Raw genomic sequence first — 14795 nt, forward strand, 5'->3', positions numbered from 1 at the left:
TCGTTATCGCTCGTCGAGCGGGACGAAGTCGGCGTCTTCCTCGCCGATGTATTTCGCACGCGGTCGAATCAGGCGGTTGTCGTCGTACTGCTCCAGAACGTGGGCAATCCAGCCACCAACACGCGAGACGGCGAAAATCGGCGTGTAGATGTCGATTGGGATACCCATCTGGTAGTACGTCGAAGCCGAGTAGAAGTCCACGTTCGGCGCGAGGCCTTTCTCCTCTTTGATGTAGTCCTCGATGGCGACGGACATCTCGTACCATTTGGTGTCGCCTGCGGCCTCGCCGAGTTCCTCGCTCTGCTCGCCGAGAATCTTCGCGCGCGGGTCTTTCACGTTGTAGACGCGGTGGCCGAATCCGGCGACGCGGCGACCCTCGTCGAGTGCATCCTGAACCCATTCGACTGGGTCTTGGTTCGCGTCGTCCACTTCCTTCAACATCCGCATGACGTTGGCGTTCGCGCCGCCGTGGAGCGAACCGGACAGCGTGCCGATTGCGCTCGTCACGGCGCTGTGGAGGTCGGCGAGCGTGCTCGCCGTGACCATCGCGGAGAACGTCGAAGCGTTCAGGCCGTGGTCTGCGTGCAGGACGAGTGCTTGGTCGAACACGTCCGCGAGCACGTCGTCGGGCTCCTCGTCGTTGAGCATGTAGAGGAAGTTCTCGGCGTGCCCGAGGTCGGTTCGCGGTTCCACCGGTTCGTCACCGTTTCGGATGCGTGTGAACGCCGCGAGAATGGTCGGCATCTTCGCGGTGATTCGTCGGCCCTTCCGGAGGTTTGCCTCGCGGTCTGCTGGGTCGGACTCGGAATCGTCCGGGTCGTAGGTTGCGAGCATCGAAACCGCGGTTCGGAGCGCTGCCATCGGGTTCGAGTCCGATTCGGCGAGTTCGCGCACGGTGTCCATGACGCCGTTGTCAACTGCGCGGTCTTCCGCCATCGATTCGCTGAACGATTCCAGTTCCTCACGATTCGGAAGATTACCGTGCCAAAGGAGATACAGCACTTCTTCGTAACTCGCATCCCTCGCGAGGTCTTCTATCGTATATCCTCGATAAACGAGTTTTCCCGCGTCTCCATCGATGTGGCTGAGTGCTGATTCCGCAACGACCACGCCCTCTAAGCCTTTTTTGACCTCGTCTGCCATACCACGACAATTCACGGGGTACCCGCAAAAGGATTATCTTTCGTGGTCGTTCTGCCGGGACTTGTTCTCTGATGCCTTTTCACGAGGTGCTTGACGCTTCAGACTGGATTGTAGGCCATTGTTCCAGTTCCTACGAACGTTTTTACGGGAGAACGACCAACCCCGAACTATGGAACCCGCGAGCGGCGAGGTGGAGTACGAACCACGGAGCGTCAAGGAGGTTTTAGCGGAGATGAAAGACACTGCCGAACTGCTCATCGACCTCTCCTTTTCTGCCGTGTTCCACGGAAGCGACGACATCGCGTCCGAGGTGCTCGCCCTCGAAGGGAAGATGGACGTGCTGGAACTACAAGCTCGAATGAGTCTGCTCATGGCTGCCAGAAGTCCGGAGGACGCGGAGGAACTCGCGCCGGTTTTCGGCGTCGTCGGGGCCGCCGAGAAAATCAGCGACGCCGCGGGCGACATCGCCAAAGTCGTCTTGGAGGACATCGGCCTGCCACAGACCATGCGCGCGGCGCTTCCGGAGGCAATCGAAACGCTCGTCCGCGTTTCGATTGCGGATTCCTCACCCCTCGCGGGGCAGACGCTCGGGCGGTTGAATCTCGAAACAGAAACCGGCGTTCGGGTCATCGCTATCCATCGCGGTGGGGACTGGATTCTGAACCCCGACAAAGACACCGACCTCCGGGTAGACGACAGACTCCTTCTGCGCGGTCCTGACGAAGGAATCGGGTCGGTGTACGAGCAAGCAACCGGTACAGAGTACGAACCGCCGGAACCGCCGAAGGACGACGACACCGACCTCGAACGCGCGGTCGATTCCATCGTGTTGATGAAAAATATGAGCGAACTCGCCGTTGACCTCGCCTACGGGAGCGTTCTCTTCGACAGTGCGGACGTGGCGGAGGAAGTCGTGGAACTCGAAGCGGAAGTCGATGCCCTCCAATCACGGTTCGAAGCGTGGGTGTTGCAGGCCGCAAGCCGCGCGGACGATCCGGTTTCCCTGCGCGGACTCGTTCACCTCGCAAACAGCACTGAGGTCATCAGCGACGCCGCGGTCGAAATCAGCGAGGGGGTGCTCCACGGACTCGGAACCCACCCTGTCGTCGAACATGCCGTGCAGGAAAGCGACGAGGTCATCGTCCGGGTGACAGTTACGGACGCAAGCGATTTCGACGGAACCACGCTCGGCCACGAACGGGTCGAAACGGAAACCGGAATGCGAGTTATCGCGGTTCGTAGGCCGCACGACGACTGGGTCATCTCGCCCGGCCCAGAAACAGAAATTCAGGCTGGCGATGTCCTACTGGCCAAGGGTACTCGGTCAGGTGCAGAACGACTCGCAGAACTCGCAGGAGTGGTCGAACCGGAGTAGCATCGACATCGACACCGGCATCCGAACTCAATAGCTCAGTCGAGGTCGCGTGCGAGATTGCGTGCTGACACGAACGTCAACACCGCGGTGATGAGCGCGCCGAGCGTGAGCGCCAGCACGACGGCGAGCGCGAGAAACGAAACCGGCGTCCCGGCCTGTCCCTGCACTTCGCCGATGAACACGACGCGGTAGGCGTACACGAGTGTGGTGAAGAGCGCGCTCAGCGCGAAACCGATGATGGCGTTCCGGCGGAGGTTCAGCGCCTCGATGAGGTTCGCCACTCCGGGGCGGTCAGGAATCTCCTCTTGCACGCTCGCCGGTTGGAACGCGCGGATAAAAGAGTCGTCGGTCAGCCGTCGATTATCGCGTCGGCTTCGATTTCGACCAGCATTTCCGGAGCAACTAGCTTGCTCACTTCGACCATACTCGTTGCGGGTCGAATATCTTCGAAGAATTCTGCGTGAGCGTCACCGACGGCTTCCCACTTTTCGATATTCGTCACGTACATTCGCGTTCGAACCACATCTTCGAGGCTTGCACCTGCGGATTCGAGCGCTGATTCCACGTTTTCGAGCGTCTGCTTTGTTTGTGCGTAGGGGTCGTTCACGCCGACGATTTCTCCGTTCTCGTCGGTAGCCGTCGTTCCGGACACACGGACTTCGTTTCCGACCCGAACTGCGCGCGAGTAACCGACGCGGTCTTCCCACTCGGTTCCGCTCGATACGGTTTCACGGTTCATGGTCAAGCCACGACGGACGAGCGCAAAAATCCACCTCCACCCATCCTCACCTCTATTTTTCATCTCCACCTACCCTCACCTCACATCAGGCGTAGGCGTCGAGTTCCTACTCGAAGGTGAGGAAATAGACCGTTCCGTCGATACCGACGACAGTTGCCAATCCGAACGCCAGTATTCGACCGACTGCTTATAGTTTCACTGGATGTGGCAACGTGACTATCGAACTGTGCGATGTGACAGTTCAATATCGGACTGTTAGCCGGTGGAAATACCGAACTGCTAAGGGAGTTCGGAAACGGTGTACCTGTAATGACAACGCTCGGTACGGCGAGCGCGGCCCCCGGAGAAATAGACACGGGCCGACTCGCGGTGGGAGAGACTCGCGATGGGAGCCAGTTCGGTCTCCCCGTCGCCGTGATAAACGGTGCGAACGAGGGAAAGACGCTGTACATACAGGCCGTAAGCGACGGTGACGAACTCAACGGACTCGGAGTCATCAAGCGAGTCGTCCCACAACTCGCGCCGGAGGAGATTTCGGGCACGATTCTCGTCGTCGGTCTGGTCAACTATCACGCCTTCCAAGTGGCGGAGCACCGCAATCCCATCGACGACACGAAGATGAACCGAGCGTTCCCCGGCAACGAGTCAGGCACGTCCAGCGAGCGAATTGCGGCGGCCGTTTTCGAGGCGGCATCGCGGGCCGACCTCATCCTCGACCTGCATCAGGGTTCGACCAGCCGGATGATAAACGAAACTCGCGTGCGCTGTGGTAAACGCCACCGAATGCACGACGAGTGTTTGGAACTTGCTAAGGTGTTTGGATGTGGACACATCCTCGACCAGAAAGGGCCGGACGGGCAACTCGCCCGTGCTGCCCCGGACGAAGGAATTCCGACCATCGACCCGGAACTCGGCGGCTGTGTCGGTTGGGACGAAGCAAGCATCCAGTACGGCGTCGATGGCGTGTTCAACGTCCTCCGATACTACGGATTCCTCGACGGTGAAGCCGAGTTCGAACCGCAGACCCGGGCAACTGGATTCGACCGCTACGGCGCGCCGAACGGCGGTATCGTGACGTTCAAAAAGGAACTCGGCGAAGAAGTTTCCCCGGGCGAAACGCTGTTTGAGGTCACCGACGTGTTCGGCACGTTGAAGGCCGAGGTGACCGCCGACCGTTCCGGCATCTTCTGGCGCTCGCGCAGACTGCCACAGGTTGCCACTGGCGAATACGTCTGTTCAGTCGGCATCAACATCGACGAATATTGACAAACACTGATGAAAACTGACCTCATCTGTTCCGCGTGCGACCGTGAGTATTCTGCCGGGCCGGACGAGCCATGGCGCTGTGACTGCGGCCAGCCGCTCGATTTCGCAGAGCAACCGCTTCCTGATGCCGACCAACCGCCCGATTTTTGCGAAATCGACACCAGAGATGGGTTGTGGGCGTTCGAGGAGTTCCTTCCCGTTCGACGGGTCGTTTCGCTCGGCGAAGGCTTCACGCCGCTCACGGACGCGGACGAGTGGAATACCCAGTTCAAACTCGACTGTGTGTTTCCTTCGGGAAGTTTCAAAGACCGCGGTGCGACCGCGACCCTCTCCCGTGCGGCGGAACTCGGGGTCGAAACCGTCCTCGAAGATTCCTCGGGCAACGCGGGTGCGGCAATCGCGCAGTACGCGGCCCGTGCAGGAATCGACGCCGAAATCTACGTTCCGGCGGACGTGAAGAAGTCGAAACTGACGGCCATCGAGCGCGCTGGCGCGACCCCGGTTCGCGTCGAAGGAACTAGGCAAGATGTGACTGACGCCTGCATCGACGCAGTCGAGGCAGGCGATGGCTGGTACGCAAGCCACGCGTGGAATCCGGCCTTCTTCGCGGGAACGATGACGTTCGCGCTGGAACTGGCCGCCCAGCGCGATTGGTCGATGCCGGATGCGGTCGTCTCGCCACTCGGCCACGGAACGCTCTTCCTCGGCATGTATCGCGGATTCAAAGCCTTACTTGACGCCGGGTGGACGGACGAGATGCCTCGACTGCTCGGCGTGCAGGCCGAAGGTGTCGCGCCGATTGCGAGCGAATTGCAAGGAGATGGCGATACAGACAGCGACGAGAAAAACGACGTCGCGGACGGCATCCAAATCACCCAACCGGTTCGAAGCAATCAGATCGTTGACGCCATCGAAAAAACGGGCGGTGACGCGATTGCACTCGATGCAGAGACGACACAGGAGGCGCTCGACAAACTCCACCGAACCGGATTTTACGTCGAACCCACGAGTGCGGTCGCTGTCGCCGGATTGTCGGCATATCGTGAACGGGGAACGCTCGCGGAGGACGCAGATGTGGTCGTTCCGCTCACCGGAAGCGGCCTGAAATCGTCGTAGCGGTTTTCGAGCGGTATTTTCACCCGTTACCGTTCCGGATGCGTTTCTCCATCGAATCCACCGCGAACGAGCGGTTTGGCGATATGTCGCCGCGCTTCCGGTGGAACTTCGTACCACCCCGACTCCAATTCTCGTTCGATTTCCTGCTCGACCTTTCCATCTGCCTGCGTTTTACAACCTCGACAGCGATAGCCCTGCCCTGCTCCTGCGCTTTTCATCGACCGACGACATTCGGGACAGTTTGGCGTCACGAGTTCCGTGATTTTGAGGCTTCTAACCGCGAACTTTTCGAGTTTCAACGTCCCGCGGGAAACTTCCCCGCAAACCGTGATTTCGTCGCCGGGACGGAGATTTCTGACGTGGTCGCGGAAGCGTTTGGTCGGTTCGAATGCGGCACAAGGGAGGTTGTCAGTTGATTTCGATTCCGATTCGGTATCTGACTCCGAAGCGAGCGTGAAAAAGACGTGTCCCCCTCGTCTCGTCTCGGGTTTCGAGACGACAGTCCCGGTGATTCTATAGGCGCGATTCTGTTCGACCTCGCCGAGAGTTCCATCTCGAAGGTGGGCGTCCGTGCCCTGATTCGTCACGAACAGCGCGGTTCGGGTGACTGGTTCCCCCTCGATTTTGGTGGCGACTCGCCGGACTGCGTCCGGGTCGTCGCCGCGAATCCCGTACAGAATTGGACAGGGTGTATGTGGGATACAAACCGCTTCGCCGGTTCCGCGGTCTACCGTGTCCCAGACCGTCGGATACTCCACGTTCGAGGCCTCGAACACCGAATCGACATCCACGTCGCGGGGCGTTCCCCATTGTTCCGATTCGCGATAAGAAATGTGTTCGTGCGTCCACGCCGAGAAGGCGTTCCAACTTCCGACCGCCGCGAGCGCGCCGATTTTTCCGCGGGCGTTTTTCCATCCGGCATGGCGGTAGCCCGCCGATTCGATTCGTCGTTCGGCCTCCTCGCGGGACAGGAGGGTTCGAACCGCACGCCGAGCGAAATCTGAAATTTCGCTCGGCGTGTTTTCCGGTGTATGCGGCGCGATCACGAGGCCAGGATTCGTGTTCGGGTCGTCCGTCTCCGCGGTGGTTTCGAGTTCCTTTCGCGCGAGTTCGAACGCTGATTCCGGGTCGAGGTCGGTGTGAATCGCGAGGGCGGCGTTGCCCCGTGTTTTGTGCTTTACTGCGGGATTGAGACGAATCAGAAGCAGTCGCTCCACGTCCCCGCCCGCATCTCGAACTCCGTCCGCGATGCGCGCGGCGAGGTAGGTCGTACACATCCCGCGTTCTCGGGAGTCGGTGTCGTCCAGCCCGATAACCGTCACACGAGACCCTTGTCGCGTGTCGAACTAACGGGTTTCGAAGCCACCTTGTACTATATGAATCTATCGCTGATAAGTAGGGAAATCGCAAGACGGCGGTACGTTATTCAGCCAAAACGTATTTATATCGGACTCACTTACCTCCCACCATGTCCCGGTCTGCACTGGTCGGTAACGTAACCGCGATGCTCGAAGACGCGGGATTCGTGGTTAGTGACCGATGTGCAATCCGACCAAAGAGTTTCGATGTAGCGGCACGACGCGGATCAGACCTGCTACTGTTGAAAATTCTTGGTAACATCGACGCGTTCGATGCGCAAACCGGCATGGAGATGCGGCGACTCGGAACGTATCTCGATGCGACACCGATGGTCATCGGTCTGCGGACGAGAAATCAAGACCTCGAACCCGGCGTGGTGTACTTCCGGCACGGTGTTCCGGTGTTCAACCCCGACACTGCCGTCGATTTGTTCGTAGAGGGAGTGCCACCACTCGTCTACGCCGCGCCCGGCGGCCTGTACGTCAACATCGACGGCGACGTGCTGAAAGACGAGCGCAAGGGTCGCGGCTGGAGCCTCGGCCAACTGGCTTCCGAACTCGGTGTCTCTCGACGAACTGTCTCGAAGTACGAAGACGGCATGAACGCAAGCGTCGAGGTGGCAATCGAACTCGAAGAGCTGTTCGAGGGCGAACTAACGAGTGCCGTTGAGGTGTTCGGCGGCGCGGACGAACTCACCGAGGAAGACGAACTGGACGAATCCGAAACCGAACCGGAGGACGAACATATGTTCACCACGCTGACCCGGGTCGGTTTCACCGTCCATCCAACGACTCGCGCGCCGTTCAAGACGGTGAGCGAGGACGATTACGAAGAGCGCGTGCTGACGAGTCACTCGGCATTCACCCGAACCGCCGAGAAACGCGCTCGAATCATGAGTTCTATCAGTCAAGTCGCGCGCACTCGGTCGGTGTACTTCGTTGACGAAGCACGGCGCGAAACCGTCGAAGACACTGCACTGGTCGAACGCGAGGAAGTCGAAGGAATCGACGACGCCGACGAACTTAGAAAACTGATTCGGGAACGGGCGGAAGCGTAGATTTCAGTCCTCGTTTTCGTCGTCGCCTTCACCGTCTCCCATTCCACCACCATCTTCTCCATCGCCGCCATCCCCGCCGTCTTCGCCACCATTGTCACCTTCATCGCCGCCGTCCTCGCCCGGCCCTGTGCATCCCGCAAATCCGGCGATGAGCAGTCCACCTGCGGTCAGCAGTTTTCTTCTCGTCGTCATACCGCCCCAAAGGCATCGCTGAGAAGTAAATCAAATGGCCATTTGGTGCAATAATTGTGCTCCCGTGAGGGAACTGATGGCACCAGACTATTCTCTGAGGTTCGTTGATTGTCGCTCGATACGCCGCTACTGTTTCGTCTCCTGCCGACGGTTCGTCGTGGCTGTGTCGATGGCGATGTTTCGGATAGTTCTCCGGCTTATAATCTGAAGCGGTTTTATGCACCGTATGTTTTTTCGAGATACTCCACGATGTCGTCGCTTTCCGGCATTCCTTCGACGCCGTGTTCTTCATCGACCAGCACCGGAACACCAGTCTGGCCGCTGATTTCTTTCACTTCGGTTCGCTCGCTGTGTGCACGCGGGACGAAGTGGGATTCGTAGTCGAGTCCGAGTTCGTCGAGCTTTGACGTTACTTTGGCGCAGAACGGGCATCCTTGGAGTTCGTACAGTTCGAGGGTGGACATGGGCGCGGATAGGGGCGACTGAAATAAGAGTGTGGTGGAAGTGAGAAAACCGACCGGTTTTCGAACGACGAAAGGCGCGGTTTGCCTTTCGGTAGTGAGCAAATCACCGGATTTGTGAAGGTTGGGAGACGCGGTTCGACCATTTTCGCGAAGAATCCCAACACCCGAAACGGCTATCTGTCTCGTAGTCGTCTTTTCTTCGAATCTCGTCCTGTCGATTCTGGCGGCGAGGTTCGTGGAATGGGGCAATCATGAGCAAGCAATCATTCGTGGCAAAGCGAATCAGCACCGACTATTCTGCATCTCACACCACCTCCTTGCAGTCGGTGGTGTGAGATGCCATTCGGAACGACGACGACGGTGGAAGTCATCGAAGCGGTCGATGGCGACACCGTCAAAGTCGATTTGCAGGGCGAACGTGAGAATCTTCGAATTCTCGCCCTCGACACTGAAGAATCGAGTGGTGGCGGGGGAAAACCTGTAACGCCGTGGGGAAAACAGGCGAAGGAGGAAGCGAAGTCGTTCTTTCCGGAAGGCGAATCCATCACCGTCGAGTTCCCCGGCGACGAGGAACTGGACGACTGCCTGAAACGCTATCGAGACAACTACGGACGACCGCTGGTGTACGTCCACAAAAACGACACCGACTTTCAGGAACACATGATTCGGGCTGGCTACAGTCCGTATTTCACGAAGTACGGCTATGCGCATTTCGAGGAGTATCACCGTCGGTACCGCGACGCCGAACGAGAGGCGCAGGCCGAGCATATCGGCGTGTGGAATCAACTGGCCGTGAACGGTGCTGTGATGCGCGACTACAGTTCGATGTGCGCGTGGTGGGAACTCCGCGCTGAAGTTATCCAGGGGTTCAGACGAGCGTCCCATCCGTCGCTTTTCGACAGCCGTCTCGATTACGAGAAAATCACGAGTCGAATCGGCGAGGAAGTCGTGGTTTTCACCGAACTCAACGACTACTGGCGCGCCGGCGCTGAACACGTCGTGGTCGGTATCGGGTCACAGGCACAGCCGTTTCAGTTGTTTCTCCCCAACGTCAGAACGACGGAAGCGGGCCAGAGACTCCTGTCACTTCTCGATACGCGATACGTCGCCGAAGACGACGGGGTGACGGTGACGAAGCCACACCGAAGCTACGCCTACGTGCAGGGTGAACTGAAACTGTACGAAGAAAAACCGGAAATCGTGGTCACCGCAATCGACCAGATTACGGACGAACCGCCGTCAGCGAGGAGTGAGTAGACTGGAAGAGAGTAGGCCGGGAGAATGAGAAGAACCGTTCAGACGTTGCCTTGCAACATTCCACTCGTCCGGACGAAGAAGTAGAGGACGAAGGCGACTGCGAGCGCCCAGTGGCCGGGTCGGGTGTCCTCCAGTTCGCCTGCCGCGAGTTTGACGATTGGGTAGGAGACGATGCCCGCGGCGATGCCGTAGGCGATGGAGAACGTGAAGGGCATAATGAGGATGGTCATGCCTGCCGGAACCGTATTGGTGATGTCGTCCCACGCGATGTCAACGACGTTTCCGAGCATCACGACACCGATGACGACTAGCGCGATGTGGGAGGCGTACTGCGGAATCGCGGCGGCCACGGGAACGAAGGCCAGCGACAGTATGAACAGGAGTCCGACGACGAGCGCCGTCATTCCGGTTCGACCGCCCTCTTCGACACCCGAGGCGGATTCGATGTAGGTCGTCACGGTCGAAGTGCCGAGCATGCCGCCAACCGTCGTTCCGACTGCGTCGGCCATGAGCGGTTTGTCGATGTCCGGAAGGTTTCCTTTGTCGTTGAGGAAGCCGCCGACCTGTCCGACGCCGACGAGGGTTCCGGCGGTGTCGAAGAAGTCCACGAAGAAGAACGTGAACACGACGAGCGCGAACGAGAAGGCCTCGATGCCATTGAGTCCCGAAATGAACGCTCCGGCGACCGGGGTGATGTCGTAGGTCGCGCCCACCATCTGCGGCGTGAGCGTGTTGGGCGCGACGAGGCCGAACCATTCTGCGGCGTAGCCGACGAGCGTCGTCAGGCCGATGCCGATGATGATGGAACCCGGCGTGCCGCGGGCGTATAGCGCGAAGGTGAGGAAGAGGCCGAACACGGAGAGAATCGCCACGGGGTCGGACGCGACAGGGCCGAGCGTGACGTAGGTCGCTTCGTCGGGAACGACGACGTTCATCGCCTGCAAGCCGATGATGGCGAGGAACAGTCCGATACCGGTTCCGACGGCGAACTTCACCGGTTCTGGAAACAGACGGATGACGTATTTTCGTGCGCCGATTGCGGTCAGTGCGATGAAAATGAGTCCTTCCACGAACACCGCGGCCAGCGCGGTCTGCCACGAAATTCCGAGTGCGCCGACGACCGTGAACGCGAAGAAGGCGTTCAGGCCGAGGCCGGGTGCCTGCGCGAACGGTCTGTTCGCGTAGAAGGCCATCGTGAGCGTTGCGACCGCGGCCGCGATGATGGTCACGACGGCGAGCATCGAAACCGTCTGGCCGTAGGAGTATCCGGCCAGTTGGATGCCGTCTTGAATCGGAATATCCGGGCTGTCTGCGAGGATGCTTGGATTGACGACGACGATGTAGCTCATCGTCAAAAACGTCGTTATCCCCGCGACGACTTCCGTTCGTAAATCTGTGCCGTGTTCTTCGAAACCGAAGTAGTTTGCGAGGACACCGGCCATTCCCGAACTGGCGGTAGTGTCTGTAGTATCACTCGTCCCCATAATGCACGAGTGAGCATATCCGTGATAGCATACTTAACAGTTCCCATTGATTCTGGGCAGCTATACGCAATCGTGTATAATTTATCGGAATAGTGGATTTTAGTCGTCTAATTTCGCATAGATGTGCCTACAATTTCGAATCGACGGACGACGTATCCTCAGTCGAACGACGCCAGCGCACCGACGGGTGCGTCGGTGCGCGCTTTCGCACGCTCGATACCTTCGTCGCCCGCCGCGATGAGCGCGAAGACGCCGCCGACATCCGCGTCCGCGTCACTGGCGATTTCCAAAAGCAGTTCTTGGGTTTCGCCGGAGCGAATCAGGTCGTCCACGACGAGGACGGTTTCGCCCGACCCGATGGCGGAGGAAGGGAGATAGTAGGTGAGTTCGATACCCGAGGCGAGTCGCTGACGGGCCTCGATGAACTCCTCGACGGCGGTTTCCTTGGATTTCTTCGCGTAGGCACAGCGCGCCCCGAAGTAACTCGCCATCGCGGCGGCGAGCGTGATGCCGTCGGTTGCTGCGGTCAACACCACGTCTGGGTGTTCGAAATCGAACGTCTCGGCGGCGACGGGCGCGACGAGGTCGAGAAACGACTGGTCGAAAACGACGTCGGAGTTGTCCACGTAGCCCTCGGTGTCGAGTCGAGTGCGGGCTTGCAGTTCCTCCGCGAGTTCTTTCTTTCCGACGCCCTCGACGACCGCCTCCGCGCGGTCGGTGCTCGGCAGGACGTGGCCGTTCACGTAGCGGTTCAAATCGCCTGCCGGAAGTTCGGTTACTTCGGCGAGTTCGTCGTAGGTTCGGGTCTCTTTTAACATCCGCAGAACTGAGACTGCCTGTAGTTGGAGAGTGGCCTTCTCTGCTCGATTCATACCTCTGTACTCACCATCGTGCAACCTTGAACACTTCGATGGAGAATGTAGTGTGTCTGGGCACACCCGTGCTATTTATCCACGCACCTGTTCTTGTTTTTTTGACTCAGTCGAGGAAATCGGCTTTCCGACGCTTTTCCTCGTATTCCGCTTCGAGATGTGCGCGAAACGTCGAACGTTCGATGTCCCCCTGCTGGCGTTCGTTTCTATCTCGAACCGAAATCGTCCCCGACTCTGCTTCGTCACTGCCGACGATGACCATGTACGGAACGTTTTCGTCGTGTCCTGCACGGATTTTCTTGCCGAGCGTCCAGTCTCGATTATCCACTTCGACGCGGAAATCGCCGAATTCCTCGGCGATTTCCGCGGCATATCCCGCATCGTCGTCCGTAATCGGAAGCACACGAACCTGCTCAGGTGCGAGCCAAAGCGGGAAATCGCCCGCGAAATGCTCGATACACACGCCCATAAACCGTTCCAGCGAGCCGAGAAGCGCGCGATGAATCATCACCGGGCGGTGTTCCTCGTTGTCCTCGCCGACGTAACTGATACCGATTCGTTCGGGCTGGACGAAATCCAACTGTACCGTTCCAATCGTCCACTCGCGTCCGATTGCATCCTCCGCATTAATCGCGATTTTCGGTCCGTAGAACGCGCCTTCTCCCTCGGCGACTTCGTACTCTAACTCCTCGTCCGAAAGCGCGTTTCGGAGGGCGTCGTGCGCACGCTCCCAGAGCGCATCATCGCCGATGGCATCGTCGGGTTTCGTCTCCAGTTTTAGCAGTACGTCAAGCCCAAAGACGGCGTACATTTCGCGGATGACGGCCAGCGTTCGAGCGATTTCGTCCCGAATTTGGTCGGGGCGAACGAAGGCGTGCCCGTCGTCCTGCGTGAACCCGCGCACTCGCAACATACCCGAAAGCTCCCCCGATTGCTCGTTCCGGTAGCACATTCCGAACTCCGAAAACCGCAGAGGCAGGTCACGATACGACCGTCTGTCGTGGTCGTAGAGATAGGCGTGATTCGCACAGTTCATCGGTTTCAGGCCGTATTCGTGCCCATTCTGCTCCCACGCGAACATCTCACCTTCCTCCTTGAAATGCTCGTAGTGGCCCGACTTCTTCCACAGTTCGGCGCGGTTGAGTTCCGGCGTCTTCACCTCTTCGTAGCCCAATTCGCGGTTCTTCTCGCGCACGAACTCCTCTAACTCCCGGCGTATCGCCATCCCGTTCGGATGGAAATGCACGCACCCCGGCGAGTGGTCGGGAACCGAAAACAACTCCATCGCCGACCCGATTTTGCGGTGGTCGCGTTTTTCCGCTTCCTCCTTTCGTTCGAGGAACGCTTCCAACTCGGATTCGCGGTCGAATGCCGTGCCGTACACTCGCGTCAGCATGGCTTCGTCCTCGTCGCCGCGCCAGTACGCGCCCGCGATTTCCAGCAGTGAGAGCGCGCCGATTTTGCCCGTCGATGCGACGTGCGGGCCAGCACAGAGGTCTTCGAACTCACCCTGTCGGTAGAACGTCACCGATTCGCCTGCTTCCTCGATTTCCGAAAGCAGTTCGAGTTTGTAGGGTTGGTCTGCCAGTCGCTCCCGTGCTTCTTCGGGCGGCACCTCCTCGCGCACGATGTCGTAATCCTCGGCCACGATTTTCCGCATCTCGTCCTCGATTTCCGCGAGGTCGTCGCTGTCGAGTTCGACGCCGTCGAAATCGTAGTAAAATCCCTCGTCCGTCGGCGGTCCGATGGCGAGTTTCGCGTTCGGGAACTGCCGGAGAACTGCCTGCGCGAGAACGTGCGCCGCGGAGTGGCGAAGGACGCGAACGTACTCGTCGGAATCCGGCGTTACGATTCGCAGGTTCGCGTCGGATTCGATTCGATATTCGGGCGCAACGAGGTCGCTGTCTACGATTCCGGCGACGCAATCCTCCCCGAGTCCCGGCCCGATGTCGTAGGCGACATTCTCGACAGATACCGGGTTGTCGAACTCGCGGTTCGACCCATCTGGAAGCGATACGACGACTGCTGACTGTTCTTGTTGACTCATGGTTGTGACTGGTGTTGATTTTTTGACTGCCCTGCTCTCCATTCGAGTGCGCAACAGACACCCGGACACGAAATCGAGCGCACATCTACAGACTGGCGCAGAAACGCATCGCTCTCCGTGTCAGAAGCGGGCGGGAAAACGACGATGGTGGTGACTAGATTATCGGGCGAGAACCCGGCGTGTAAAGCAGTCACCCAACATCGTGTTGCTTATCGAGATAGTAGTCTTGGAATGGTATTTATACCTTGTGTGAAATTGGAGTGTGTTTGGTAATGGTTGCGTTTCGTCGTTTGCTGTCATTTTCCGGTGCTGCCAGCAAATCACGACTCCAATCAGACCGCAACCGAACTGCATTAGCCACGCCCTCTCCAACCGATTGCGTTTCTCACTCACTGCGTTCGTTGCGATACCTGCGGGCCACGGC

The 14795-nt window shown here is 58.8% G+C and carries 14 protein-coding genes; 5 read left to right on the forward strand and 9 right to left on the reverse strand.

All coding sequences use genetic code 11. From position 1 onward, the window contains the following. Positions 1 to 3 precede the first annotated feature (3 nt). Positions 4 to 1143, reverse strand: coding sequence for a citrate synthase (citZ, locus tag BW974_RS13850; protein WP_076430839.1), 1140 nt, complete (start codon positions 1141 to 1143; stop codon positions 4 to 6). A gap of 169 nt (positions 1144 to 1312) precedes the next feature. On the opposite strand from citZ, the gene BW974_RS13855 reads away from it, so the two are divergent. Further along, the gene (locus BW974_RS13855) at positions 1313 to 2518 is read left to right on the forward strand and encodes a potassium channel family protein (RefSeq protein WP_076430840.1); all 1206 of its coding nucleotides are present in this window, start codon (positions 1313 to 1315) and stop codon (positions 2516 to 2518) included. Positions 2519 to 2553: 35 nt separating this feature from the next. Here the strand turns inward: BW974_RS13855 and BW974_RS13860 are convergent, their stop codons facing one another. Both BW974_RS13860 and BW974_RS13865 read right to left on the reverse strand, forming a co-directional pair. After that, positions 2554 to 2829: a DUF7536 family protein gene (locus BW974_RS13860; RefSeq protein ID WP_076430841.1), complete on the reverse strand. Its 276-nt coding sequence runs from the start codon at positions 2827 to 2829 to the stop codon at positions 2554 to 2556. 38 nt (positions 2830 to 2867) lie between these two features. Next, positions 2868 to 3257, reverse strand: coding sequence for a RidA family protein (locus BW974_RS13865; protein ID WP_076430842.1), 390 nt, complete (start codon positions 3255 to 3257; stop codon positions 2868 to 2870). A gap of 309 nt (positions 3258 to 3566) precedes the next feature. On the opposite strand from BW974_RS13865, the gene BW974_RS13870 reads away from it, so the two are divergent. Together BW974_RS13870 and BW974_RS13875 are read left to right on the forward strand one after the other, a co-directional pair. Beyond that, positions 3567 to 4523 (forward strand): succinylglutamate desuccinylase/aspartoacylase family protein, encoded by a 957-nt coding sequence (locus BW974_RS13870; protein WP_076430843.1) that lies wholly within the window; start codon positions 3567 to 3569, stop codon positions 4521 to 4523. Between the two features lie 9 nt (positions 4524 to 4532). Continuing rightward, positions 4533 to 5639, forward strand: a complete 1107-nt coding sequence (locus BW974_RS13875) for a threonine synthase (RefSeq protein WP_076430844.1) — start codon at positions 4533 to 4535, stop codon at positions 5637 to 5639. 26 nt (positions 5640 to 5665) lie between these two features. Here the strand turns inward: BW974_RS13875 and BW974_RS13880 are convergent, their stop codons facing one another. Then, positions 5666 to 6961 carry a tRNA(Ile)(2)-agmatinylcytidine synthase gene (locus BW974_RS13880; RefSeq protein ID WP_076430845.1) on the reverse strand — a complete coding sequence of 432 codons (1296 nt, stop codon included), beginning with the start codon at positions 6959 to 6961 and terminating at the stop codon, positions 5666 to 5668. 146 nt (positions 6962 to 7107) lie between these two features. On the opposite strand from BW974_RS13880, the gene BW974_RS13885 reads away from it, so the two are divergent. After that, entirely contained in the window at positions 7108 to 8055 is a 948-nt protein-coding gene (locus BW974_RS13885) for a transcriptional regulator (RefSeq protein ID WP_076430846.1), read from the forward strand. A 3-nt stretch (positions 8056 to 8058) separates the two neighbouring features. Here the strand turns inward: BW974_RS13885 and BW974_RS13890 are convergent, their stop codons facing one another. Next, entirely contained in the window at positions 8059 to 8247 is a 189-nt protein-coding gene (locus BW974_RS13890) for a hypothetical protein (protein ID WP_076430847.1), read from the reverse strand. Positions 8248 to 8462: 215 nt separating this feature from the next. After that, positions 8463 to 8711 carry a glutathione S-transferase N-terminal domain-containing protein gene (locus BW974_RS13895; RefSeq protein ID WP_076430848.1) on the reverse strand — a complete coding sequence of 83 codons (249 nt, stop codon included), beginning with the start codon at positions 8709 to 8711 and terminating at the stop codon, positions 8463 to 8465. A gap of 336 nt (positions 8712 to 9047) precedes the next feature. Here BW974_RS13895 and BW974_RS13900 point away from each other — a divergent pair, with 336 nt between their 5' ends. Continuing rightward, on the forward strand, positions 9048 to 9968 hold the full coding sequence (locus BW974_RS13900) for a thermonuclease family protein (RefSeq protein WP_076430849.1): 921 nt from the start codon (positions 9048 to 9050) through the stop codon (positions 9966 to 9968). A 38-nt stretch (positions 9969 to 10006) separates the two neighbouring features. Here the strand turns inward: BW974_RS13900 and BW974_RS13905 are convergent, their stop codons facing one another. The 3 genes from BW974_RS13905 to thrS all read right to left on the reverse strand — a co-directional run bounded on the left by BW974_RS13905 (position 10007) and on the right by thrS (position 14371). Further along, on the reverse strand, positions 10007 to 11410 hold the full coding sequence (locus BW974_RS13905; protein ID WP_084186279.1) for an NCS2 family permease: 1404 nt from the start codon (positions 11408 to 11410) through the stop codon (positions 10007 to 10009). A gap of 200 nt (positions 11411 to 11610) precedes the next feature. Further along, complete coding sequence (locus tag BW974_RS13910; RefSeq protein ID WP_076430851.1) at positions 11611 to 12324, reverse strand: phosphoribosyltransferase family protein; 714 nt, start codon at positions 12322 to 12324, stop codon at positions 11611 to 11613. 106 nt (positions 12325 to 12430) lie between these two features. Further along, positions 12431 to 14371 carry a threonine--tRNA ligase gene (gene thrS, locus BW974_RS13915; protein ID WP_076430852.1) on the reverse strand — a complete coding sequence of 647 codons (1941 nt, stop codon included), beginning with the start codon at positions 14369 to 14371 and terminating at the stop codon, positions 12431 to 12433. Positions 14372 to 14795 lie beyond the last annotated feature (424 nt).

Source organism: Haladaptatus litoreus, assembly GCF_900156425.1.
Taxonomy (GTDB): domain Archaea; phylum Halobacteriota; class Halobacteria; order Halobacteriales; family Haladaptataceae; genus Haladaptatus; species Haladaptatus litoreus.

Bases quoted from the DNA above. Each gene is read 5' to 3' on its own strand.
- citZ (WP_076430839.1), bottom strand. From the start codon at position 1,143: ATGGCAGACGAGGTCAAAAAAGGCTTAGAGGGCGTGGTCGTTGCGGAA.
- BW974_RS13855 (WP_076430840.1), top strand. From the start codon at position 1,313: ATGGAACCCGCGAGCGGCGAGGTGGAGTACGAACCACGGAGCGTCAAG.
- BW974_RS13865 (WP_076430842.1), bottom strand. From the start codon at position 3,257: ATGAACCGTGAAACCGTATCGAGCGGAACCGAGTGGGAAGACCGCGTC.
- BW974_RS13870 (WP_076430843.1), top strand. From the start codon at position 3,567: ATGACAACGCTCGGTACGGCGAGCGCGGCCCCCGGAGAAATAGACACG.
- BW974_RS13875 (WP_076430844.1), top strand. From the start codon at position 4,533: ATGAAAACTGACCTCATCTGTTCCGCGTGCGACCGTGAGTATTCTGCC.
- BW974_RS13885 (WP_076430846.1), top strand. From the start codon at position 7,108: ATGTCCCGGTCTGCACTGGTCGGTAACGTAACCGCGATGCTCGAAGAC.
- BW974_RS13890 (WP_076430847.1), bottom strand. From the start codon at position 8,247: ATGACGACGAGAAGAAAACTGCTGACCGCAGGTGGACTGCTCATCGCC.
- BW974_RS13895 (WP_076430848.1), bottom strand. From the start codon at position 8,711: ATGTCCACCCTCGAACTGTACGAACTCCAAGGATGCCCGTTCTGCGCC.
- BW974_RS13900 (WP_076430849.1), top strand. From the start codon at position 9,048: ATGCCATTCGGAACGACGACGACGGTGGAAGTCATCGAAGCGGTCGAT.
- BW974_RS13905 (WP_084186279.1), bottom strand. From the start codon at position 11,410: ATGGCCGGTGTCCTCGCAAACTACTTCGGTTTCGAAGAACACGGCACA.
- BW974_RS13910 (WP_076430851.1), bottom strand. From the start codon at position 12,324: ATGAATCGAGCAGAGAAGGCCACTCTCCAACTACAGGCAGTCTCAGTT.
- thrS (WP_076430852.1), bottom strand. From the start codon at position 14,371: ATGAGTCAACAAGAACAGTCAGCAGTCGTCGTATCGCTTCCAGATGGG.